The 22,688-nt window shown below is 53.1% G+C and carries 19 protein-coding genes and 6 pseudogenes; 7 read left to right on the plus strand and 18 right to left on the minus strand.

Annotation, left to right across the window (positions count from 1 at the left end; translation table 11 throughout):
- Positions 1 to 124: 124 nt before the first annotated feature.
- From JMJ16_RS11395 to JMJ16_RS11415, 5 genes are all read right to left on the minus strand, one after another.
- Positions 125 to 1,933 (minus strand): ATP-binding protein, encoded by a 1,809-nt coding sequence (locus tag JMJ16_RS11395; RefSeq protein WP_201381282.1) that lies wholly within the window; start codon positions 1,931 to 1,933, stop codon positions 125 to 127.
- A gap of 539 nt (positions 1,934 to 2,472) precedes the next feature.
- A complete protein-coding gene (locus JMJ16_RS11400; protein WP_201381284.1) occupies positions 2,473 to 2,835 on the minus strand; it encodes a hypothetical protein in 363 nt (120 codons plus the stop codon).
- Positions 2,836 to 2,846: 11 nt separating this feature from the next.
- A complete protein-coding gene (locus tag JMJ16_RS11405; RefSeq protein WP_201381292.1) occupies positions 2,847 to 3,812 on the minus strand; it encodes a sodium:proton antiporter in 966 nt (321 codons plus the stop codon).
- Positions 3,809 to 4,042, minus strand: coding sequence for a hypothetical protein (locus JMJ16_RS11410; RefSeq protein ID WP_201381294.1), 234 nt, complete (start codon positions 4,040 to 4,042; stop codon positions 3,809 to 3,811). Before JMJ16_RS11410 ends, JMJ16_RS11405 begins: the two co-directional genes overlap by 4 nt.
- Before the next feature lie 362 nt (positions 4,043 to 4,404).
- Positions 4,405 to 5,742 carry an NAD(P)/FAD-dependent oxidoreductase gene (locus JMJ16_RS11415; protein WP_201381296.1) on the minus strand — a complete coding sequence of 446 codons (1,338 nt, stop codon included), beginning with the start codon at positions 5,740 to 5,742 and terminating at the stop codon, positions 4,405 to 4,407.
- A gap of 473 nt (positions 5,743 to 6,215) precedes the next feature.
- Between JMJ16_RS11415 and JMJ16_RS11420 the strand changes: the two genes are divergently transcribed.
- Entirely contained in the window at positions 6,216 to 6,596 is a 381-nt protein-coding gene (locus JMJ16_RS11420) for a hypothetical protein (RefSeq protein WP_201381298.1), read from the plus strand.
- 368 nt (positions 6,597 to 6,964) lie between these two features.
- Here JMJ16_RS11420 and JMJ16_RS11425 read toward each other — a convergent pair whose 3' ends face one another.
- The 3 genes and pseudogenes from JMJ16_RS11425 to JMJ16_RS11435 all read right to left on the minus strand — a co-directional run.
- Positions 6,965 to 7,177 (minus strand): hypothetical protein, encoded by a 213-nt coding sequence (locus JMJ16_RS11425; protein ID WP_201381300.1) that lies wholly within the window; start codon positions 7,175 to 7,177, stop codon positions 6,965 to 6,967.
- 31 nt (positions 7,178 to 7,208) lie between these two features.
- Positions 7,209 to 7,346 (minus strand): hypothetical protein, encoded by a 138-nt coding sequence (locus tag JMJ16_RS11430; RefSeq protein ID WP_201381302.1) that lies wholly within the window; start codon positions 7,344 to 7,346, stop codon positions 7,209 to 7,211.
- A gap of 211 nt (positions 7,347 to 7,557) precedes the next feature.
- A pseudogene (locus tag JMJ16_RS11435) lies at positions 7,558 to 8,656 on the minus strand (sensor histidine kinase); the annotation flags it as partial.
- Positions 8,657 to 8,744: 88 nt separating this feature from the next.
- On the opposite strand from JMJ16_RS11435, the gene JMJ16_RS11440 reads away from it, so the two are divergent.
- Positions 8,745 to 9,881 carry an ISAs1 family transposase gene (locus JMJ16_RS11440; protein ID WP_201380589.1) on the plus strand — a complete coding sequence of 379 codons (1,137 nt, stop codon included), beginning with the start codon at positions 8,745 to 8,747 and terminating at the stop codon, positions 9,879 to 9,881.
- A 13-nt stretch (positions 9,882 to 9,894) separates the two neighbouring features.
- Here JMJ16_RS11440 and JMJ16_RS11445 read toward each other — a convergent pair.
- A pseudogene (locus JMJ16_RS11445) lies at positions 9,895 to 11,757 on the minus strand (PAS domain-containing protein); the annotation flags it as partial.
- A 1,082-nt stretch (positions 11,758 to 12,839) separates the two neighbouring features.
- Here JMJ16_RS11445 and JMJ16_RS11450 point away from each other — a divergent pair.
- A complete protein-coding gene (locus tag JMJ16_RS11450; RefSeq protein WP_201381303.1) occupies positions 12,840 to 13,358 on the plus strand; it encodes a hypothetical protein in 519 nt (172 codons plus the stop codon).
- A gap of 323 nt (positions 13,359 to 13,681) precedes the next feature.
- On the opposite strand, the gene JMJ16_RS11455 is transcribed toward JMJ16_RS11450, so the two are convergent.
- Positions 13,682 to 13,849, minus strand: coding sequence for a hypothetical protein (locus JMJ16_RS11455; protein WP_201381305.1), 168 nt, complete (start codon positions 13,847 to 13,849; stop codon positions 13,682 to 13,684).
- A gap of 42 nt (positions 13,850 to 13,891) precedes the next feature.
- Here JMJ16_RS11455 and JMJ16_RS56935 point away from each other — a divergent pair, with 42 nt between their 5' ends.
- Positions 13,892 to 14,176, plus strand: a complete 285-nt coding sequence (locus tag JMJ16_RS56935) for a helix-turn-helix domain-containing protein (protein ID WP_201381307.1) — start codon at positions 13,892 to 13,894, stop codon at positions 14,174 to 14,176.
- Positions 14,177 to 14,362: 186 nt separating this feature from the next.
- Here JMJ16_RS56935 and JMJ16_RS11465 read toward each other — a convergent pair whose 3' ends face one another.
- Entirely contained in the window at positions 14,363 to 15,373 is a 1,011-nt protein-coding gene (locus tag JMJ16_RS11465; protein ID WP_201381309.1) for a hypothetical protein, read from the minus strand.
- Between the two features lie 16 nt (positions 15,374 to 15,389).
- Positions 15,390 to 16,190 carry an acyl-homoserine-lactone synthase gene (locus JMJ16_RS11470; protein WP_201381311.1) on the minus strand — a complete coding sequence of 267 codons (801 nt, stop codon included), beginning with the start codon at positions 16,188 to 16,190 and terminating at the stop codon, positions 15,390 to 15,392.
- 1,425 nt (positions 16,191 to 17,615) lie between these two features.
- On the opposite strand from JMJ16_RS11470, the gene JMJ16_RS11475 reads away from it, so the two are divergent.
- Positions 17,616 to 18,002: a response regulator gene (locus JMJ16_RS11475; protein WP_201381313.1), complete on the plus strand. Its 387-nt coding sequence runs from the start codon at positions 17,616 to 17,618 to the stop codon at positions 18,000 to 18,002.
- A 192-nt stretch (positions 18,003 to 18,194) separates the two neighbouring features.
- Here the strand turns inward: JMJ16_RS11475 and JMJ16_RS11480 are convergent, their stop codons facing one another.
- Positions 18,195 to 18,395 (minus strand): phage holin, LLH family, encoded by a 201-nt coding sequence (locus JMJ16_RS11480; protein ID WP_201381315.1) that lies wholly within the window; start codon positions 18,393 to 18,395, stop codon positions 18,195 to 18,197.
- A 170-nt stretch (positions 18,396 to 18,565) separates the two neighbouring features.
- Between JMJ16_RS11480 and JMJ16_RS11485 the strand changes: the two are divergent.
- Positions 18,566 to 18,847 (plus strand): annotated as a pseudogene (locus JMJ16_RS11485) (reverse transcriptase domain-containing protein); the annotation flags it as partial.
- Positions 18,848 to 18,973: 126 nt separating this feature from the next.
- Complete coding sequence (locus tag JMJ16_RS11490) at positions 18,974 to 19,189, plus strand: hypothetical protein (protein WP_201381317.1); 216 nt, start codon at positions 18,974 to 18,976, stop codon at positions 19,187 to 19,189.
- A 19-nt stretch (positions 19,190 to 19,208) separates the two neighbouring features.
- On the opposite strand, the pseudogene JMJ16_RS11495 reads toward JMJ16_RS11490, so the two are convergent.
- From JMJ16_RS11495 to JMJ16_RS11515, 5 genes and pseudogenes are all read right to left on the minus strand, one after another.
- Positions 19,209 to 19,919: pseudogene (locus JMJ16_RS11495) on the minus strand (IS6 family transposase).
- A 126-nt stretch (positions 19,920 to 20,045) separates the two neighbouring features.
- Positions 20,046 to 20,567 (minus strand): hypothetical protein, encoded by a 522-nt coding sequence (locus JMJ16_RS11500; protein WP_201381319.1) that lies wholly within the window; start codon positions 20,565 to 20,567, stop codon positions 20,046 to 20,048.
- Between the two features lie 88 nt (positions 20,568 to 20,655).
- Complete coding sequence (locus JMJ16_RS11505) at positions 20,656 to 21,012, minus strand: hypothetical protein (RefSeq protein ID WP_201381321.1); 357 nt, start codon at positions 21,010 to 21,012, stop codon at positions 20,656 to 20,658.
- Between the two features lie 460 nt (positions 21,013 to 21,472).
- Positions 21,473 to 21,718 (minus strand): annotated as a pseudogene (locus JMJ16_RS11510) (DDE-type integrase/transposase/recombinase); the annotation flags it as partial.
- A gap of 60 nt (positions 21,719 to 21,778) precedes the next feature.
- Positions 21,779 to 22,589, minus strand: a pseudogene (locus JMJ16_RS11515) (IS6 family transposase).
- Positions 22,590 to 22,688 lie beyond the last annotated feature (99 nt).

Consider the following 22,688-nt stretch of genomic DNA (forward strand, 5'->3'; position numbering starts at 1 on the left):
TCGACCTGTTGCAGCATCAAGCATGCAATAAATCGAGAACGCTCCAGATCACCCACAGTGGCGTGCAGGAACAGTGTGTCTGCGTGCAGCGTAGACAGGAAAACAAGAGCTTCTCTTGCGTCTGTCATACTCCTGCAGGTCTTGCAATCGGTAAGGTCAACCAGAATGTCGTTCCCTGACCGGGGGCGCTCTGAACACCAACAGTGCCATGATGGCGTTCGATGAGCGCCCGGCACAGGTAGAAGCGTAATCCTAAACTCAGATCCAGTTCATGCTGAACCGCGCTGCCTTTTCCCCGATAGAAGCGATCCCAGAGCCGACCCTGCTCTTCAGAGGGGATGCCTGGTCCTTCGTCATGGACTGAGACGCGTGCACGCTGGTCCTCTTCTTGCACATTGACCGTCACGGGCCGCTCTGCCGGGGAATAGGCGAGGGCAGTGGCCAGGTAAATGGTGAGCACCTGGGTGATCCGCTCGGCGTCGGCGAGGACCAGCATGGTGGGCTCGGATGCCAGGATCTCTAGCTCGATCGCACGTTTAGGCACGGACGCTTGCTGCTTTGCCACAGTTTGTTTGACCAGGACGAGCAGATCACAGGATTTCAACGAGAGATCTAGTTGATCGGTCTGGAGACGCGCGTCATCGATTATATCCTGAACCATGCGTTCTTGCAGCTGGACGCTTTGCTCGGCGGCTTCCAGAGACTGCCGGGTCTGTTTAAGGTGCTCACCCATGCGCTCAGATTGTTGGTCCAGATCGCGCTTTAACCGCTCTAAACGGCGCTGCGCTAACTGCAGATTGCCCTTGATCCCCGTCAGCGGGGTGCGCAGTTCATGGCTGGCCAGCCGCAGGAAGTCGTTGCTCAGCCGCTCCGCTTCAGGCAGCACACGCTCTCTGGTCTGTTCACCCCCGTACTCTGGCAAGTAGGAGAGGCATTCAATGAGAAGCAGGGCTTGCGCGGCGACGGCTCTCACGAGATCAATCTCCTCCTGGCTATACCCATTCTCCCACCCGTGCTTGGAGATCAGAAGCATCCCAATCAGGTTCTGCTGCCAGAACAGAGGAATCACCAGGAGGGTCGCGGTCCCCAACTCTGCAGGATACCCGGTCGGAATGCGTAGGCGATGCGGCGCGAGAATCACTTCCTGGTTGGCCTGGAGACGAGCAAGCACTGTTTGGTCAAAAAAATCGGCGAAGAGAAGGTGCCCGCGCTTCTCCCGGAACAGGCGTTCTTGCTCGGCGGAAAAACCACTGCCCACGATATGAAAAATATGAAATGTTGGAGCGCGAAAAGCCATCAGGCTCACGCGCCAGCACGCCAGGACCTGACGAATGACATCCACGAGCTGCTGGTCCACGAAGATCACCGGAGGGGAGAAGAGGAGGGTTTTATCAGGGAACGCTAAAGAGAGGTGCTCAGGAATGCGCGCGATCGCTTCGTTCAAGTGCACCAGCGCTTCGTAGACACGCTGGATGTGGAGGGCCTTCTGATAGCGGGGTGCCACCTCATGAAAGACCGAGAGCATACCTCTCGGCTGCTGCTTGGCATCTCGCACCAGTGAGCAACGCATTTCGAGGAACACCTTGCGGTGGGAAGGGAGACCGAGCACAAGGGTTTGTTCGTAGGAACGGGATGTAGTAGCTTCCTTGTGGGTTGTTGGGGCCAGCAACCAGGAGGGGAAGAAGAACGGTCTTTGCTGTTCGTCATGCCAGGTATAGCGCTGGAGAAACTGCTGAGTGGATGTTCCCACAAAGGTGCTGGAATCCTGGACCTCAAAGAGTGTCAGAGCCGCGGCATTCAGGGAGAGGATCTTCCCTGCCCAATCCCACGCCACGATGGCATCGGGAAGCGACGCACAAAGCGATTCGAGTTGCTGTGACGATATCCGCTCTTTTTGTGTTGATTCTGCTGGAGGCTTTGGGTTCTGACCCATCTCGTCCTTCCTTAGGAGGAAGCGATCAAACATTCCACGTATGAGGAGACGTGCGATCTGCCTCCAACACGATGGAAGAGATGACACACCCGTCACTTTCAACCGTCCTTCGCCTTTCTCCATCCATCATAGCACCAGGAAAAAACTGCTGATCCCTTAATCTGAGCAGCCGAGTATCGGCCCAACATTTCTGCCTATCGCTGCAGGACGATAGGCAATCAGCTGCAAATCCTGCTCCTCTAAAAGGCCTCTTTTTCAAAATGGTATTATCGACTTGGGAATGTAGCTGAATATGATTCCTACTCCTACAGTTATCGCTGAAAGAGCAGTCTCTCTCTGGGGAAGCCTGATCAGCGCTCCCGGCTCGCATGAGCAATCGAATCGGACTCTCTTCTTGTCGCGCCATTTCTCGTGTGGGAAAAACGAGGCATGTGCAAGCCATCGCTTCCACGTTTTTTCCTCCAGATCCAAGAATTGTGTGTACGTGTAAATGCTTTTGCACGGGGAGCTTTCAGACTGCCGCGTGCGTAGGAGTGAACTTATCTTCCTCGCAGGCGCTCGTCTTCCAGGTCCAAATCGTGTTCAACGGAGTGAAATACTCCATCGTCGATAACTCCACTATTCCGTAGCCCGATCAACGCCTGGTGTATGTCATGCGACAATTGCTGTAAGGTAGACCTCCTCTGTCGCTGGTGTTGTCGTGCCTCCTCTGTGTCTTGCGTCAGAACACCCAGTTTCTTCTCATAGTAAGCGCGTAAGTGTTCTATGGTCTCAATAGATGCGGCTCCTTCCAGTTTCAATTCTTCCAAACGCGCAAGGGCGGCCTGGGTTACCGTTTGGAGCGCCAGATGCCTCTCTTCTTGCTCTGCTGGATCATTGTGGAAACCAAGTTGACGAATCAAGGGACCAAGGGTTAACCCCTGGAGCAGCAAAGTAGAAAGAATGACGCCAAAGGAGATAAAGATGATGGTATCGCGCCCGGGGAAAGGGCCGCCAATCGTGGTGGTCGTGGGGATAGCCGTGCCGTCGCCATCGAAATGCCACCCCGCATCCCACTCCATCCAATGATGAGCAAAGCGGGGATGGAGTGGTAATGAAACGGCAAGAACCTGTTTAGTTGGCGCAGCAGAAAGCCTACCGCGAAGGTCCAGACCAGCCGTACGAAGATTACCGTCAGGCTTATCAAGGCCGCATATTCAATCAAGAGGAGAACGGACGATTTTCCAAAGCCCAGATGGCCCAACTGAATGCCGATTAACAAGAAGATTAGGCAATTGAGCAGAAAGACGATCACACGCCAGAAGGCGTATGATTGCAGGCGCGTATTCGCGGCAAAGAAGTTCGCAGATTGCCTGCCCAGGCATATACCGCCCGCCACCATAGCAATGACGCCCGATGTACTCAGCCTCTCGGCAATCAAGTGCGTTGCGAAAGGCGTAATGATGGAAATTATGATCTGCTCCAGAGGATTGTCGGCCCAGCGGTACAGCCAGACCGCAAGCCAGGCGATCGCCAGGCCAATCACGATGCCACCAATACTTACTAGCATAAACTGTGTGCTGGCGTTTAGCAAGGAGAAGGAGCCGGTAGAGACGGCTGCAATTGCGAAGCGATAGGCGACCAGCCTCGTCACGCCGTTTACCAGGCTTTCGCCGCTGATGATCGTCGCTATGCGTCGATTGAGTCCCAGGCTTTGCATGATGGATTCAGCCGCGACCGCATCAGTTGGCGAGACCACAGCCCCCAGAACGAATGCGGAAGGCCAGGAGAGACTGGGGATAACCGTATGCGCGACCACCGCCACGCAGAGTATCGTCGCCAGGACCAGGCCAATGGCCAGGGAGAAAATGCTACGCAATTCCTTGCGAAATTTACTCATGAGATAAACCAGGCGGAGAAAGAGATCAAGGGAGGCAAGAAAATAAGAAGCACAAGATTTGGATCAAGGCTAAGATAGGGAAGATGAGGGATAAAGCCAAGGATAGCCCCGCCTATGATCAGCAGAACCGCATATGGAATGCGTAGTCGCGCGGCCACTACAGTGAGCATGACCGCGACAATCAGCAATACCAGTGTCAGCGAGAGGATCTCGTGTAGAAACTCAGCCAAGGTAGCCTCCCAACTTTTGGGAATGTAGACATGAATATGTTTAGAGCAAGAATGTGCTCCCTTCTCTATGGTAGCAATAGTGGTAGTCGCTCATGTGAGAAGAATAGCCCAAGCAAGATGGTAGCGAGAGAGAACGAGGAGAAGGTATGCCTCATGCATTCCCACCGACTCTGAAAAAGAGAACCTCATGCGGACAAAACGAGCCAAAGGCGGACGGCCTGGCCAGCATCATGCTTGCTACTATCCAGAGGGGCGGCAAAAACCGAGGTGAAAAGGAAGGAGCAGTAAAAGGAGAATCAAGAGCAGTGCATCTCTTTTCAGCCAGGCTCCTCAGTTTTTTTCGCTATGTTGATACTACCAAGTCAAGAGAGTGCACGACTTGCTCGAGATCGTAGAGCCTCTTCGTCCTCATAGGAAACAAGACATGCCCCACGCTCAAAGGTGAGGTAGCTCCAGGCCCACTGAAAGAGCGTCACATACCGATTGCGAAACCCGATCAGGAAGAGGAGATGCACGACCACCCAGATGAGCCAGGCCAGCAAGCCAGCAAGTCGAATGTGCCCCAGATCCGCAATGGCATAGGAGCGGCCGACCGTGGCCAGTGTTCCTTTGTTCCGGTAGTGGAAGGGCTTCCTGTGCTCCAGGCCTTTCACGCGAGCAGCAATAACCGAAGCAGCATACTGACCCTGCTGAATGGCAACCTGCGCGACGCCCGGGAGCGGTTTGCCATTTTGATTCAAGGTGGCTGTATCTCCAATCACAAAGATGTTCGGATGGCCCGGTACCGTGAGATCACTGGTGAGCCTAACGTGCCCTTTTCGATCCACCTCAGCCCCAAGCCACGCTCCAGCAGGTGAGGCTTTTACCCCAGCCGTCCAGATGACCGTTTTGGCCGGGATGTGTTCTCCTGCGACGACGACCCCCTCTTCGTCGATGGCGGCGACATGGTTTCCTGTTCTGATTTCGACCCCCATCCGGATCAGTTTGTTCTGGGCCTTCCGGGCTAAAGACACCGGCAAGGTTGAGAGAATGCGTGATTCTCCTTCGATGAGGACAACGTGTGCGAGCGCTGGATTAATATGGCAGAACTCAGACGCGAAGGTTTTGCGGGCCATTTCTGCTATCGCACCTGCCATCTCAACACCGGTCGACCCCCCTCCCACCAGCACAAAAGTGAGCAGGGCTGCCCGGTGTTCTGGGTTGCTCTCTTGCTCAGCCGCTTCAAAGGCAAGCAGGAGTTGACTGCGAATCGCTCTGGCCTCCTCGACGGATTTCATCCCGGGCGCATACTGTTTCCAGGCATCATGCCCAGCATAGTTGTTGTCTGCCCCTGTTGCCAGTATCAGATACTCATAGGGGATCGACCGATCGTGCATGAGGATTTGCTGGGTCTCGACATCGATTCCTGTCACCTCAGCCATCACGATCTCCGTTTGGGTTCGCTTGCGGAGAATATGGCGAAGTGGTGAGCAGATGTCGGCAGGGGACAAGATGCCGGTTGCTACCTGGTAGAGCAAGGGCTGGAACATGTGGTAATTATTGCGGTCGATCCCGATTACCTGAACAGGCACTTTGCCCAAAGCGCGTGCCGCTTGTAAGCCGCCAAATCCCATCCCCACAATCACGACACAAGGGAGAGGAGCCACCTGCTTCTGCCTCGGTTCAGCTTCATACCGTGTGCTCTGCGTATTCTGATCCATATGCCTTGCTTCGTTCCTCCTTAGCATGAAGAATGCATTCCTGCCCTCGTCGGCACCACGACCTACGACTGTTCATGCGCGATTTGAACCTGCATTGGCGTCTGTACGTCCTCTCGGCTCTGCAGTGAGTTTTTGTTGAGCGCATTCATATCCATCATATCCACTCTTTCTTCAAATCTATTATAAGGGGGGCGGAAAACTGGCTCATAGAATAGTTTGAGTGTAGCCTCCAAGGGAATCCCTCTGAAGGATGTACTGATGGAAGTTGCGGCGCGACACAAAGGCGCATGTGAGGAGTAGAGTGTTAAGCTCTCAGCCCAGTGTCCAGGGCTGTCTCCAATCCCTCTCTGCGCACTGGTAACGGTGAGGTAGAAGGCGAGAGGTAATGTCCAAGGAAGCGTCGAGCCGAACAAGGCAACCGGGCTAGGAGAAAATTGGAAGGATGAATGCAAATGAGCCTTTGAGGAGGCTGTGTGACACTAGGTCATCGAAATGGCTATCACGATGATGAATGGGACATTGGTCGCCTGAGCCGTTGCTCACATTTTGGAGAGGGGCTCCTGCAAGTTGGGATCGGTAAAGACGTCGAAGAGGTCAAAGAAACCGGAAAGCGTCTCATCAATCCACTCGCCCTGCCAGGGGGAGGAAGTGCCCATAGTTGTGTGCGTAAAAGGGTGCGATATCGTATAGATTTATGCGTGATCTGCTTGACAGTGGAAGCGGGCGAGGCCTCCCTCAAGGGAAAAATCTTGCAGGCTCCCCTCCCTGCAAAAACAACGCGCTTAGATGGGCAAGAAAGGCCCTCACGTGCTCAGGCTGGTCATTGGGAGTCCGCGCCAAAAATCGCATTATAGCGCGATTCTGCGCGGGCGGGCACTCCTGGCTCCTCCGTGATGGGCATATGCGCTCCAACGTAAGCGCGAAAAAATCAAAGTTTCTATCGTAACCGCGAAAAAAAGCATAAGCTCCTGGTCAGGCTCTCTACTGTAAGCGCGAAATAGCTGCACCGGCTTTATAGGCTCGGCCATCTGTTTGGAAGAGACGGCTTTTCTCTCAGTCCTTCGTCTCGCGCTGTCCGGTTGCTCTGACCAAAGCCGCTTTTCTCGTGCTTCTAGCCGCGCTGCTTTTTTTCGCAGTTACGGAAGAATATGTGCTCTTTTTCGCAGCTACATTGGAATTTTTCACGATTGAGATCATGAAAATGCCCATCTCCAAGCTCGTTTCATTTCGCGCTTACGTTAGGGCTTACAGGGCAGTCCTGCGTCACGCGAGCACGATCGCGCTCCCTGTGTGATGGGTGGATCCACATCACAACCGCTCCAGCAGAATGTGATAGGCTCTCGGGCGTCACATTGTCGCCTGGCCGGCGCGCCTGTGACTCATGGCGATGTGTCACGCTGGCGGGGGTGATCGCCTGCCCTGGCTGGCACCTCATAAAAAGCAGGTACCCCCCCTGGGTGTGATAGCTAGCCACGCGTCACACAGCCAGCACCAGGTCGCGGGTGTGATAGCCAGTGCTGCGTCACGGTCCTGGATCCAGCCTGGTGGGTAGGCTCTCTCCAGCTCGCGAGGGCGTTGCTTGCCAGCAGTGGAGTCTCCTGCATTGATACGTCTCTCTTCCGCTCGTGGTAAATGCCCCGAAAAGTGCCTCTTGGCCATCTTTGGTGAATCGAGAGACGAATGCGTTTTTAGGAGAGACTGTTTGAGCTGGCCTTTGTCATTTCGTCTCCTAGATACGCTCACCCATCACCAAAGGTGGCCATGAGCCACTTTTCAGGGCGTTTACTCATAACGTGCGTAGCGTGCTTTCCACGGTCAGGCATCCCTCCTTTTGGGAAGGGTGACCGTAAAGGTCGATCCTTTTCCGACTTCGCTCTCCACCGTAATGGTCCCCCCATGGCGCTTGACGATTTCCGCCACAATGTAGAGTCCCATTCCCAGGCCGGGAATCGCCTTCTGCCTGGGACCAGTGACCCGATAGAAGCGCTCAAAAATCTTGTCGCGCTGTTCTTGTGGGATGCCCAGCCCATGATCGCGGACACGGACCGTGACCATCTCTTCGGAGGTGCTCAGGTCCATCTCGACCGTCTCGCCGCCGGGAGAATACTTGATGGCATTGCTGATCAGGTTGGTGAAGACCTGTCCGAGCCGGTCTTTGTCTCCGACGAGTGAGTGCGGTGCGGCACCGCGCACTACGATGGCATGCGTCGTATGTATCTGCTGCATCGTGTCTGCCACCTCATGGAGCAACGCATCAAGGTCGACCGTCTCCTGCCGATATTCCAATTTGCCCGCCTGGATCTTGGAGACATCCAGTAACTCTCCGATCAGGCGTTCCAGTTGCTTGACGGGTCCCTCTACCCTGGAAAGCGCTGTGGCAGCCTCGTGATGGGATTGCCTTTCCAGTCGCTTTCGCACCAGTTGGGTCTGCATCTTTACTACGGCGAGCGGGTTCCTGAGTTCATGGCCGGCCATACTGATAAAGTCATCTTTGCGTTGTTCGAGTTCCTTGCGGGCCGAGTTATCTAGCACAAAGCTGATGAACTGGCGCGGACGCTTCTGAAAGATGATGCCTCCCAGCAACACCGGCAGGCGACTGCCATCTTTACACACCACCTCGGTTTCAAAGGGGGGGTTGCCCGTGTTCGGCTACCTCCTGGAGCGCGCGCTGGAAGAGAGGCGCCTGTTCTGGGGCTATGATCTTTACCCGGTTCAGCGTTCTGCTGCACACATCCTCCTGGGTATAGCCGGTCATGTGAAGCCAGGCATCATTGGCTTCCACCAGCACTTCCTCCTCCCCCTCGATAGAAGTAATCCCGATGATGTTGGAGTCGATGAGGGCGCGAATGCGCTCCTGACTCTGGCGTAAGGCCTCCTCGATGCGCTTCTGCTCGTCGATATCGGTGGCAGTCCCAGGGCAATCGCATCTAAATAAGCTCAGCAACAATAAAGGAAAGGAAGAAGAGGTGATAAAATAAGCCAAAAAAGCGGGAGGCTATGAGATGGAGGAGAATGGCCGACGAGATCTTGAACGTCTGTTTGCGCAAGTAGAAGACCCTCGGGTGGAGCGAACCAAACTGCATCGATTACGGGATATCATCATCCTGGCGATCTGTGGAGTCTTATGTGGAGCAGAAGGCTGGGTTGAGATCGAGGAATTTGGGAACGCCAAAAAGGCCTTTTTTACGGATTTGCTCGACTTGCCCAATGGGATCCCGTCTCACGATACGTTCGGGCGTGTGTTTGCGCTCATTGATCCCAAACAGTTTGAAGCCAGCTTCATCCGATGGGTGCAAGGGATCAGCCAAACAGTCAACGGAGTGATCGCGATTGATGGCAAAACGCTGCGCCGCTCGCATGATCAGGCAGGAGGCAAAAAAGCGCTGCATCTGGTCAGTGCCTGGGCGGTCGAAAATCGTCTGGTGTTGGCTCAACTCGCGACGGAAGGGAAGTCCAACGAGATTACCGCCATCCCGCTGCTCTTAGAGCAACTGGCGCTCAAAGGCTGCATTGTGACCATTGATGCGATGGGGACGCAAACGAAGATTGCCGAGCGGATTATTGAGCAAGACGGTGACTACGCCCTGGCTCTCAAAGACAATCACGGGAACCTCTTTGACGAGGTGAAAGCGACGTTTGCTCTCGCGGAAAAAGACGGCTTTGCCAGCCCGTACTGGGAGTTGGATCGACAGGTGGAGAAAGGTCACGGTCGATTGGAAATTCGCGAACAGTGGACCCTGAGTGATCCGGAAATCCTGGCGTATCTCGACCCGCAACACCAGTGGAAAGGCTTGCGAGGCATTGGGGTCGTTCGGGCGCAACGGCGCATGGAACAGAAGACCACAAAAGAAACGCGCTACTTCTTGCTCAGTTTTTCGTCAGTCAACACCTTTGCCACTGCGGTCAGAAGCCACTGGGGCATTGAAAACAGCCTGCATTGGGTCCTCGATATCGCCTTTCGGGAAGATGAATCGCGCGTCAGGCTCGGTCATGCCGACGAAAATCTCGCGGTACTCCGCCATATCAGCTTGAATTTGTTGCGTCAGGAACGCTCTTCCCGTGTTGGCATCCATGCCAAACGTCTCAAATCCGGATGGGACAATCAGTATCTTTTGCGCGTTCTGGATGGGGTTAACTAGATGCGATTGCCCTGGTGGCAGTCCCAAACCACTTGACGATCTGACCGGTGTCATTGCGCACCGGCATGGCGCGCGTTAAGAACCAGCGATAGGCTCCGGTCTGGCTATTTCTGAAACGCTCTTCGTGCTCATACATTGCTCCCGTCTCCAGGGCATGTTGCCAGAGCGTTCGGGTGCCTTCCCGGTCATCGGGATGGATGAACGGGAGAGGAGCCCATCGGTCGCGTTGCATGTGTTCAACCGTGACCCCCATGTAGTCACACCAGCGCTGGTTCACATACTCGTGCTGCCCGTCTGAGCGCGTCGTCCACACCAACTGTGGCACCGTTTCGGCCAGCACGCACAAGTTCTCCTCGCTTTCTTTGATTTTCTGTTCAGCCTGTTTCTGCTCATTGATGTCAGTGCAGGTGCCAAACCATTTGATGATCTGACCAGTGTCATCGCGCACCGGCATGGCACGAGCTAAGAACCAGCGATACGTCCCCGTTTGGCTATTTCTGAGACGATATTCCATCTCATAGGGTTCACCTGTTTGGAGTGTCTGCTGCCGAAGAACCACAACCCGTTCAGCATCCTCAGGATGCATGAACTGACGCCATCCATAGCCTTGGAGGTGCTCAAAAGCGGCATGGGTATACTCACAATAGCGCTGATTACAGTAGTCAAAACGGCCATCTGGTCGAGTGGTCCACACCAACTGCGGCACCGTTTCGGCCAGCACGCGCAAATTCTCCTCGCTTTCTTTGAGCAGCTGCTCAGTCCGTTTCTGCTCGTCGATGTCGGTGCTAGTGCCAAACCATTTGATGATCTGGCCGCCTTCATCACGTACCGGCATGGAGCGGGCTAAGAACCAGCGATACGCTCCGGTCGTGCCCTGGCGCAGGCGCAGTTCCGTTTCATACACTCCGCCGGTCTGGACGGCGCGCTGCCACATGGAAAGGACGCGTTGCCGGTCCTCAGGATGGAGACACTGCACCCACCCCTCCCCCTGGGCCTCTTCGGTACTCAGCCCGGTATAGTCGCGCCAGCGTTGATTAAACGAGTCACGATAGCCGTCCGGTTGCCCTGTCCAGACCAGCTGGGGGATGGCATCGATGAGGGCATGGGTTTCCGCTTCGGCGCGCTTGCGTGCGGTGATGTCGATGCCAGCGAGGACGAGGTACTCGATGTGGTGCTCCACATCCATGTGGGGGGTGATCGCGACTTCCAGGTGACGGTCCATGCCTTCCCTGGGATGAACTACCGTCTCGAAACACACCGTTTCCCCCATGCTGGCTCGCGCGATGGCGGCGCGTAGCTGCTCTTGACTAGGAGGAAAACAGGACCACCACCGGGTTTGGGCGAGCGGTTTGCCAATCACCTCCTCGCGTTGGACCTGCGCGTCGTCTAACGGGATCGCATTGATGTCCAACACGATCCCCTCTGGCGTCAGGATCCCGATCCTGGTATGCAAGCCATCCAGGTCATCGATGCAGAGGCGCTCACCCTGGGGAAACGGCTCCTGGCGTGGTGTTGGTGCTCTCCCCTCGTGGAAATGCAACAGGATCCCCCCAACGGTCGGAGCGAGCTGCACGTGCAGCCAGCTCTGGGTCATGCGAGGACGATACTCCACTTCGGTCGGTTCCTGGGTTTGCCTGGCCTCCATGACTGCCTGGCAGAGCGCGGTGCTCACCAGCTGGGGAGCGCAGCGCCAGAAGCTGTTCCCAAGGTATTCCTCGGGTGGTGTTCCGGTGATGTCCTGCGCGCTCGCATTGGCATACACAATGGTATCGGCGTCATCGACGACAAACAAGGCGCCAGGAAGCGTCTCAAGCATGGTGAGGAGCGTCTCACTCGACGCAGGCATGAGACGCTTGGTCAGCTTTGGATTCGACATAGTGCGGTCAATCTCCCTTTCACGTGTTCCCATCCCTGATGGCGAAGATGCGTACCTGCTCTCACCGAAAGCCAGTCTCGTGAAATGATGTGTTATCTTCAAGAAACAAGCAACTGTACAATGAGATATCGGTGAAATCGCTCGTCCTATACATAGTACTATTGGCTTATGCACATCCATGAGACGTTGAGACTTCAGGGGAACGTGTAAAAATAGACTCAACATCTCTCTATGGCCCATACCATTTTTTCCACCGAGCGGCACGCTGACCGCTCGAAGACGTCATACGTCGCAGCCGCACCACCCGGCAGAGAACCTTAGGAAATGCGCCTCGTCCTCTTGCTCTGTGGTCGTTCTCGATGAATTTACACCTTCTGCACACAATCATCCGCATCTGGAGCGGTTTTTCAGCTCGTCAATGGTTGAGCTGCTCACGTTTCGGGGCAAGTGCTCACCCTTGGGCTCATGGCCACCTTTGGTGATGGGTGAGCGTATCTAGGAGACGAAATGACAAAGGCCAGCTCAAACAGTCTCTCCTAAAAACGCATTCGTCTCTCGATTCACCAAAGATGGCCAAGAGGCACTTTTCGGGGCATTTACCAGCTCGCGCTCGGTTGTCTCGGTGGTGTACCTTTCTCTGGTGGTATTGCTCGCTCGCTCGGTCTATGCTACAGTAGTGACGGTTTAGCAGTGAGTGTTCGCTTTGATGAAAAGAGAAGAGTCTCAGGCGTCTACGGCGCGCGTGGTGGTGCCCCTGGTTGGGGTGGGTACGCGCAAAGTGCAACGCCTGAGACTCTTCTCTTCTTTTCTCTATTTATCTGAGGAATTTTAGGCTCCTTCTGCGAGGTGGGCCTACTAATCACATAGCTAACTAAAATCTAACTGGCAAGCCAGCTATAAGCGGACTCGTTCCCGCGCCAGTAAGGTCAGACCAGGAAACAAGACCGCTTTTCGACCGGATTACAGACCGCTTTTCGATACTTCTGCGCATCAGCAAGCAAGCGTTTACTCTTACCTGTTTCCTCCGTCTCTATAGAAGGATTCCCAAAACTCGTCCATCCACTGAAGAGAAAGGATTCCTTATGCAAAATGATCCATTTGCGGATCTCGCCAGCGCTGGGGGTCAAATCGTGGGGAACATGGCCCGCAACGTCCATGCGGCTATCAAGGACCCTGACCGACCGTTCGGCGTCACCCTCCTGGCAACCTGGGTTGGATTCTTGGGCAGCCTGTACGCAACCTTGCTCTTTGTCAGCCTGTGCGGCCTCAACCTTATCTCGCAACTCCTTCCGCCGCCTGCACCGGGGGCGTCAAGCATCTACCCGGAGATACAGGTCGGGCCTATTATCCTGTACCTGCTCTTTATCACGGGGCTGGCCGCTGCCCATATCGCCTTTGCCCGTGGCCTTTTCCAGCTCAAACTCTGGGCGTATTGGGCAACGCTGGGCATCGAGGGCTTCAACGTCGTCTCGGCCCTCTGCACCCAGTTCAACGATCACAACACGCTCAAGTTCGTCACAAGCGTGTTTTTGCCTGTATTGACGATCATTTATATGCTCGCTGTCCCTGGGGTGCGTAAAGAGTTCGGCGTCTCCCTCTAAGCGCCCTCCCTGGCACACGAAAAAGATGGGCCTGCCCTCCTCTCCCTCGGTCTTGCGTGCGAGGGGAAGAGAGCAGGCCCGCGTCTCTGGTGCGCTGGCAACTACTGAACGGCTGCAAGCCGCGTCATGAGCCGGTCTATGCGCTCCTCGATGTAGGGGACGGGCTTAAAGATGGGGTCTATGGCGCAATGGAACAGAAAAGTGGTTTAAGCTCTGAATTAGCTTCCAGAGCGGGTTAACAGGAAGCACAAAAAAGAGTTGCATCGCTGATTTCGTTGCATCTATGCTCTTTATGCATTCATTGCAGCTTCTATGAGGCTATCTCACGCCGGAATCGGCCTTAAACCACTTTTCTGTTCCATTGCACCACAGACCCCAGCAACAAGCACCAAAAGGTTGTTGTGCAGGTCTTGCTCCGAGTTGATGCTAGCCAGCCACCGCAACAGCGGCAGCTCGACAAAGATATTGCCCGCGATTTGAAGATCGGGCATCGCACTGTGCTTCGCATCAAAAAGCGATGCTGCGAGGGGGGGATGGAGTGGGCGTTAGCTCGCACGAATGGGCAAAAAATCAAGAGGCCAAACCCGACAAAAGTTGCTTACGCGCAGCAAATGTACTCCTCTGGCAGACCTATCAATGAAATTTGTGAAGAGTTACGTATCTCTCGTGCAACAATGTATCGTTGGTTTCGAGAGGCCGCACAAGACGCGAACGCCGCGAACGCGAAAAAAGTGGATCCTTTTGGGGTATCAACCACACGCTCTGGTAACGTTCGACGAGTGCAAAAAAGACATCAAGTCATCGAGAATTATAGATAAGCGTGACTGTCAGCTCCGTGTCACATTGTTGACCAGGTGCGCGCGAAGTGACCAACGGCAGCAGTCACACCCGCGCAGCCGATCAGCCACCGCAAAAGGCGTCAGAATACAATTCTAGGAGAAATAAAAAAGAAGCACGCAACAGAGGATGAACTTCTGTTGCGTGCTTCTCAATGTGCGTTAGCGTTAGCGTCGTGGGGGTTGTGCTGGACGACCAAAGCCAGACATGGATGAGAGCCGGTCGATAATAGGGTCAAGCAAGGTCCCGGCACGACCGGGCCAAAGGGGGCGACGCCCAGCCGCCAAGTCATCCAATGCCGAAGCAAGGACCTGTGCTTCTTGCTTTGTGCGGTTCAATTCGTGTTCCGATAAGCCGTATCTCTCAAGGCGCTGGAGCATGTTGTTGATCGAGCGAGCGATGTCCCACAACACCGTGCCTTGTGGCACTTGAGCGCGCACCTTGAAATTGCCGGATGCTATTTGAGCAAGGGCCTCTCTGAGTGTTTGGGCGTCACGTTCGAGTTGTTGCTTGCTATTGGCTATCTCACGTTCAAGCGCTGCAACTTCCTCAGCTCGATTCGCACGATCAATGGCTTGATCCATAGACCGTAGAGCAAGGAACGTTAATGGACCAAGCAGAATTTGAAGAATGATTGGCCTGGCAAAAGCAATGCTCGGTCCGTGCCAGAGGGTAATGAGATCGTTCAGGTCTTTGGTGTGAGGCAGGAGGTAAAAGTCACCTAAAATACATGCAATGTGCAGAAGCACGAAGAACCAGATATACCTGCGATTCAATAATACTCCTGCTCCAACCAGAGGCACGGCAAAGAGATCAAAGGTAAGAAGCCACCCGCTACCTAATCCCCCTTGTGCAGTAGCGATGGTCCCTTCAATAATCGCTTCCATACTGAAGATGAGAAGGAGAGCGGCAAACTGCTGTCTGCCTACCCTATTTAAGAAGAGAGCGAAGAGCGAAACGATCATGAGGGAAATAATAGCCCCCATCGTTCCAGGATCACTTATCTGTTGCACCAACAACACAGGTGCAATAAAAACGGCAGGGGCGACAATGCTTGTCAATCCAGCGCGGCGCAAACGATCACGTTCCTGATAGGTTGGCGCTTGATCGTAGTTGGCAGTTCCAGGCGGTGCAGTGAGCCGAATCCACCACCCGCCGCGTGCGTTGGTCTGGTCCATCAGTAGTTTTTCTCCTTTAGATAGCTGTTTCAAAGGCTTTTTTGTCCCGGCAGAGCGAAAGCATACGATTGGCGCGGTCTCGCTCACCATTTGCTCGAATAGCGCGAGTTGTTGCAGGTAGATTGATAAGTGTTAATGCATAACCGTTGCGCTGACGAAGATTCTCTGCATGCAGGACATCAAAAACAAATTTTCCACGTGTCATCAGATGCAGGTAGCTTGAATGAACGAGGGCCAGCGCGTGATAACGTCCAGTCTCCTCTGCCACTTTGTAGACGGCTGCATATGTCAGGTCTCTGGCAATTGCCAAATCAAACCCTTCTGCCTCTTCGCCATTGAGTGTGGAGGGCGAAGGGAGGAAACGCGAGCCGCGTTTGACGCAGAGCCGGGTAATCTCAATAAGGTCGGTGCAGGAGCGTGAGGCCAACTTTTCCAACACTGGGGATGGAATCATCCCTGCGTCTTTGAATTCACTCATCGTCATTGATATGTCCCAGGAGTTTAGCGAGAAAACCCGTACCCCGCCAAGCAAATATTCCGTTCGGGATTTCTTCCCAAAAATCCCAAATAATTGGATTGCAGCGCTCTCTTGCAGATCATAATGGTCATATTCCCGCCCCTCTTTTGCGGGAATATCCCAGCCAAGGCGTTCAATAAAGGTCTCGTACCGAAGCCGCTGATATGCAACCTGCCGCGCAACAGTACCAAGTTTTTGAACTGTGTACCGCTGTCCCCGCAGGCGATGTATACGGCTAACGCTTTCCCCATGTTGTTCCTTGTTGCTAGTGATCTGAGAGGCGATTTGATCAATCGCCATGCAATAACGTTCCCCCTGATTACGAAAATATGTCCTGATAGGTTAAAAAGGCAGATGAGGACATAGCAAAGAATGCCTTGTATACACTATAGAAGTTGTATCATATGCCTGTCAATTTGTAGATATAAAGATAGGAACAAAATGAATCTTTCGATCAGAACGTTGCCACTTTCGTTACAGGTGAATGTAACGATACTATATCCGAGATGCGGAAATGTGTGACAGGAGATCGGCAGTCACACCTGCGCCGGCCAGGTCGAAGTGTGACGCGATCGGCTCGTCACGCCAGGGATTGTGTGTAAGCCCTAACGTAAGCGCGAAATGAAACGAGCTTGGAGATGGGCATTTTCATGATCTCAATCGTGAAAAATTCCAATGTAACTGCGAAAAAGAGCACATATTCTTCCGTAACTGCGAAAAAAAGCAGCGCGGCTAGAAGCACGAGAAAAGCGGCTTTGGTCAGAGCAACCGGACAGCGCGAGACGAAGGACTGAGAGAAAAGCCGTCTCTTCCAAACAGATGGCCGAGCCTATAAAGCCGGTGCAGCTATTTCGCGCTTACAGTAGAGAGCCTGACCAGGAGCTTATGCTTTTTTTCGCGGTTACGATAGAAACTTTGATTTTTTCGCGCTTACGTTGGAGCGCATAATTGTGCTCACAAATCAGCCTGAGAAGCGTAATTAGCCAAAAAACGCGCTAGGATGCGATTCTGAGCGAAGACCCCTAAGTGCCAGAGTAAGCACGTGAGGGCCTTTCTTGCCCGTCTCAGCGCGTCGTGTTTGGCGAGGGTGGAGCCTATCAGCTTCCCCAGGCCCTTTACGCCCCTGGAAAGAGGGTGTGCCACAACTTTTGACTCTTCCATGAAAAAGAGTGTGCTGATGTGACGTGCTGAAAGAAACGAAACGAGGGAAAAAAGGGTAAAAGAAAGAGGCCGGTGATGCGTCGGCGCCATCGGATGAGATCTAGAGAGAGGGCGATGGAATGCCAAGCGTGGATCAAATTCTTCCATACGTGCTTCGCCGAGGTCGGCGAGCGACAGACAGTGGTGCTTGTGCGGCATCCTCGATCATACTGTTGGTCCGGCTCGTAGCGCGAGTATCAATCCGATCTCTGACATGGCCCTCTCTCGGGTACAGTGTAACACTTTTTCATGCGCAGTGGTGCGCTTCTGGCGCATGAATTACTGTTGGCGAATGGCAAAACGGGCGCGAGGAGGTCATTCTTCACCTCAAATGCTCAAGCAAAAACTGCAAAACAAGGATTATTCCCGCATACATGCCCATTACCTACCCGAAATACCATTCGCCAACAGAGTCACTTTTTGCAAAGCGAAGGTCTTTCTCCACTGCTAAGAACGTTTCTCAGCCTCATCCGTGATAACACTGATCGCTTTTTCGGTAGCGACCAAAAAAACAGGAGAGGTGCCATGGATGCCCAATCTGAGAGTGATGATCCTTCAGCGAAAACCATCCCCATCGTGGATGATGATCCCGATATCAGAGAGATCGTGGTGCAGTATATCCAAGCGGAAACCCCGTATCAGATTTTTGCTGCCCCTGATGGTTTTACCGCATTGAAAATTGTGCAGACCATTGTGCCTCACGTGTTTCTGCTGGATTACCATCTTGGAAGTATGACGGGACTGCAACTCGTCACCCATCTGCGGAGCATAAAGGAGCATGAACGGACTCCTATGATCCTCATGAGTGCTCAGATGCCCAAAGAGGTGAGTGAGCAACCGGGCGTGCGCATCCTGCACAAGCCCTTTGAACTGGATGATCTGGCCCAGCTCTTCGCTTCCATACTCATGTGAATAGACCTTCATGCTCACCTTGCAGCCCTGTGCAAAAAGCTGTGGCATACCCCCGCCTGAAGCCCATTTCAGGCTATCTGTACGCTTACGACTATTACTTTGCGTTTACCTTCGGGAGTACCTGAGTAGGGGCGTTCCCGGCGTCCTGGTTCTGATTAATCGTGTATACCGCGGCTTCAATCAAGACGCTAATCAGTTCAGGAGAAGCATTGACGCCACATGCATAGCCTCTGCTTTCTTCTCAGAGCCAACCAGGGCGGGCCGCGCCTGCTCTACCGCCGCTACAACGATGTCTACCATGCCCTTAACCTTCTCCTGCTTATCCTTCGATAACTTCGACTCAATTAAGCGGATGAGAGCGAAGCCCAGGGAGGCCGCGACAGGGAAACACATGTTAGCAAGCAGGATACTATCAGTCTGTGAGAAGTCCAGAATTATTTAGGCATTCTAGTATAATAGAGGTAGTTCTTGTTATAGCTGGTCTAATTCACTAAGGTAAACTGGCACTACCCCAAAAACAACAGGAAGCTGGAGAGCCGGGAGAAGTCCCGGCCCTCTTTTTGTTACTGAAGGTTGAATTTCGCCTTGAGAAGATCAATTTTGTTCGTTTTGCCGACGATTTTATCGTTACAGGCAAGTCGAAAGAGGTCTTGGAAAACGAGGTAAAATCGCTCGTGGGGCAATTCATGAGGGAACGCGGGCTCACACTCTCCCAAGAGAAAACACTCATCACGCACATTGAGAACGGCTTTGATTTTCTCGGACAGCATCTCCGAAAATACAACGGAAAACTGCTGATTACACCCTCCAAAAACGTGTGGATATTCTTTTTGGAGGGTATCCGCCCACGAGATGCGCAACGAGAATTGTAGCTGAACAATAGAAGTCCTGGCACACAAGTGGAAAACGTGTCTCCTTGAGAGAGCATATGACCAGAAACCTTTCTCACCCAAGGAGGACACACAGATAGTATGACCAGTACTAACGTCACCATCCAGATCACGCCGGAATCCAGGCCCACGATTCCCTGCTGGATGGGAGAAGTGGCGGCTTTCGTTCACGTTCTCACACATGAGGGGATCCTCGCTGCGATCGCCGAGCAGGTGCGGTTTGCCCGTGCCCGTTTTGGCCAGTACGACCTCATCGGGTTCTGTTGCAAAAATATGAAGGGCCAAAGAAGAGCGTGAGTGGTCGCCTCAACCTTTCTTAGATGGCTACCCCAAACAGCTTGGCGACCAGGGCAACCTGACCTCTCACATCTCCTTTTACCACGCCTTGCACTTGCCCTTTCCTCATCATATTCATCACCTCGTATCCCTGTCATGCGCGCCACGCTGTCGCGGAGGAGAAAAAGCCCATCCCTGGCTTCGTCAGCCGTTTGATGAACCGATGATCTTGTTCAATGAGATGGTTGAGGTACTTCACTTGTCGCAATTCACAGCTTTCGGGAATGGGTTCTGCCGCCTTGAGCTCGTTGAAGGCTTTGGGATAGGCTGCGTTTTTGTCCACGTTGATCACGCGTGGCGAGCTCGTATGAGAGGCGACAAGCATTTTCACAAAGAAGCGCTTGGCGGCTTCGCCATCTCTGGTTGAGCTCAGCCAAAAATGGAGCGTGTTTCCCTGAGAATCAACGGCACGATAGAGATACACCCATTGCTTTTTCACTTTGATGGAGGTTTCATCGACCCGCCACGAGTCAGTCGTGGGTTTCACATGAGGACGGCAACGCCGATCGAGTTCAGGAGCATAGCGCTGAACCCAGCGATAGATCGTGGTGTGATCGACCTGCAATCCCCGTTCCAGCATCATTTCCTCCAGATCGCGATAGCTGAGTGCATACCGCAGATACCAGCGTACGCAGAGGAGAATAATCTCGGCTTGGAAATGACGCCATGTGAACGGATTCTGCTCAATCATGATGAAGAACTCCTCTGCTCTGTTCCAAATAAGGAAGAGTTTATCATCACGCCTTCATTCTTGCAACACAACCACCTGGAGAGGCTCTACGAAACTGGGGCAAGCTCATTGTGACCGTGTCAAATCCTATTGCGCCCACGTCTCTCTCTCTTCCCCATCCTCCAGGCGCATTTCTTCTTGGGGGCGTACTTCTTCCGCGCCTTTGTCCTTTCGGGAAGCGGCAGAATCAGGCTCATCCATCGAACTGGGCAAGGGATCCAGGACGCGATAACCAGTGCAAAGACCCTGTGCTTTCGCTGCATCAAGCCATGCTTTTAATTCGTCTGTCATCAGACCTGCGAGCGCAACATGCAAGGTAGCCTTGCCAGCTTCGATCACTGGCATGCTTGTGATCTCTTGCCTCCCTAATGCTAAATAGGACATGATTTGTTGACAGAGAGCCGGGGCACTCAAAGCATCAGTATCAACCAAAAGGATCTTCTCCTTTTCCCCAGCCGCTTCTCGTAACAGGGTATAGAGTGTCTTTCGATTCATCTGAATGAAGTCAGCTAGTTCAAAGGCCTCTACTGCATTGAGGGAGACCTGCGCCCCATCGACGGCTGTGATACAAAGGCCCGTCGAGATAATGCTAAACTGTAACTGCTGCATGCCTCGGCTCCTTCTGCTTTCTTGTAAGTTCTCCAGGACGTGTTTTACAAAGGCCCGAGGGCCCGGGATTGAGCCTCTATCTTTCTCCTTACTCCTCGTCGAATTGTAACCTCCGTCGCCTTTGTTCAGGGCTCCAGCGTGTCAGCAGCAAGCTCTCTCCATCATTTTTTTGTTCATAGAAGACGGTTGCAGTGTCAAAGTCCGTCTGATAACCGAGATGCACATAGTCAGGACTTTCCGCGCACTGAAGCCATTCTGCAAGCTTCTTCTGGGCACATTCCTCACAGAGATAGCCAAAGGCAGGCCGTTCTTGTTCATCACGATGTTCATACTCAAAGATGGGAGTCTTCTGTTTGCATCTGAAGCAGACACGATCCCACAGGTTTTCATTTCTGGTATATCGTTTGAGGCTCCAGATGACGGCCCCAGTTGGTATCCTTCCCATGAGGAACTCCTTCTGACGAGGAAGGACAAATGGTGATGCGCTGTCATTCCCCTACTTTTCATCGGACTGCTACAAAGAGTACAGTAGATGACCTCCCCCCCTTTATCATGGGTTGTTTTTATGGAGATATCCTCTCCCTACACCAGTCCGCGTATAGACTTCTCAAAGCGTATTGGAATATGATTCTCTTGGTGTGCCCCAAGAGCAACGTTGGGAATTGAAGAGTACTATATGTGAGGTTGTGCTTTTAAGTAAGCAACGGCCCATGTTCCAACACTTTCTGAGTATACCATATTCTTATGACGCCCGAAGCCCCTCTCACGATGCCATGTCGAAAGTTGCGAAATAGAGAAGGGAGGAAAAGAGCTTCGCAGAACAAATCCCAGCGCAAAAATGGCTGTGTTGCAAAAAACGCTGAGAGGAATACAAGAGGCGGGAGAACCTCGTCATACTATTGAACTTAGATTGCCACTCCAAACAATTCGACAATGAATGTGGCCTGGCTTGGGCTGTCTCCCTTTCTCACTTCTCGCATTTGTCCCTTCCTGATCATATGCATTGCTTCATATCCCTGAAGCGTTCGCCACGCCGTTTCAAATGAGAAGAAACGCATTCCTGGTTTAACCAGACGTTTGATAAAGCGGTGATCCTGTTCAATCAGATTATTCAAGTATTTGACTTGTCTCAATTCAACCGAGGCGGGAAGGTTGTGTTGCAAAAAATGAGAAGAAACAAGATGAGCGTGGAATGCCTCTCCTTGTTCAGCTTAGACAACAACTCCAAAGAGTCTGGCGACTAGTGCGGCCTGCCTTTGTACATCGCCTTTGTTCACTCCTTGTACCTGCCCCTTCCTCAGCATATTCATCACCTCGAAGCCTTGTACGGTTCGCCAGGCTGTTTCGAAGGAGAAACAGCCCATTCCTGGCTTGGTCAAGCGTTTGATGAACCGGTGGTCTTGCTCGATCAGATTGTTGAGGTATTTCACTTGCCGCAGTTCCACGTGTTCAGGCAGCACTCCGGCTGCTTTAAGCCCAGCAATCGCTTTGGGATAGGCTGCGTTCTTATCGACATTGATCACTCTTGGGATCATTCTGCGGACCTCAAAACGAGCAGAAGCGGTGGGTTGAACCGCATCCTCTGCCGAGGGATCTTTCATGAGCTCCAGGGGCAAACGGTCTTGAGGGGGAGAACACGTTGTGCGTTGCAAGGCTTTGAGGAAGAAGCCTTTGGCAGCCTCGGCATCCCGCGTTGGGCTCAGGAGAAACTCGAGCGTATTTCCTTCAGAATCCACTGCGCGATAGAGGTACATCCAGACTTTCTTGACTTTGATGTACGTCTCATCGACTTTCCACGAATCATTCCAGGCTTTCAGGTGAAGCCGACAGCGTTTTTCCAATTCTGGAGCAGAGTGCTGAACCCAGCGATAGATGGTCGTATGGTCGATGGATAGGCCCCGCTCCCGCATCATCTCCTCGAGATCTCGGTAGCTTAAAGCATACCGAAGATACCAACGAACACAGAGCAAAATGAGCTCCGCTTCGCGCATGACGCCATTTGAACAGTTTGGCATTTTCCATGACAGGGCCTCTCTTCAGAAAATAAGCCCAAGCTTATCGCATTGGCGTCATCTTTGCAACACAACCCTTTTTGGCATTGCAAGATCAACAACAGATTGG

This window comes from Ktedonobacter sp. SOSP1-52, assembly GCF_016587395.1.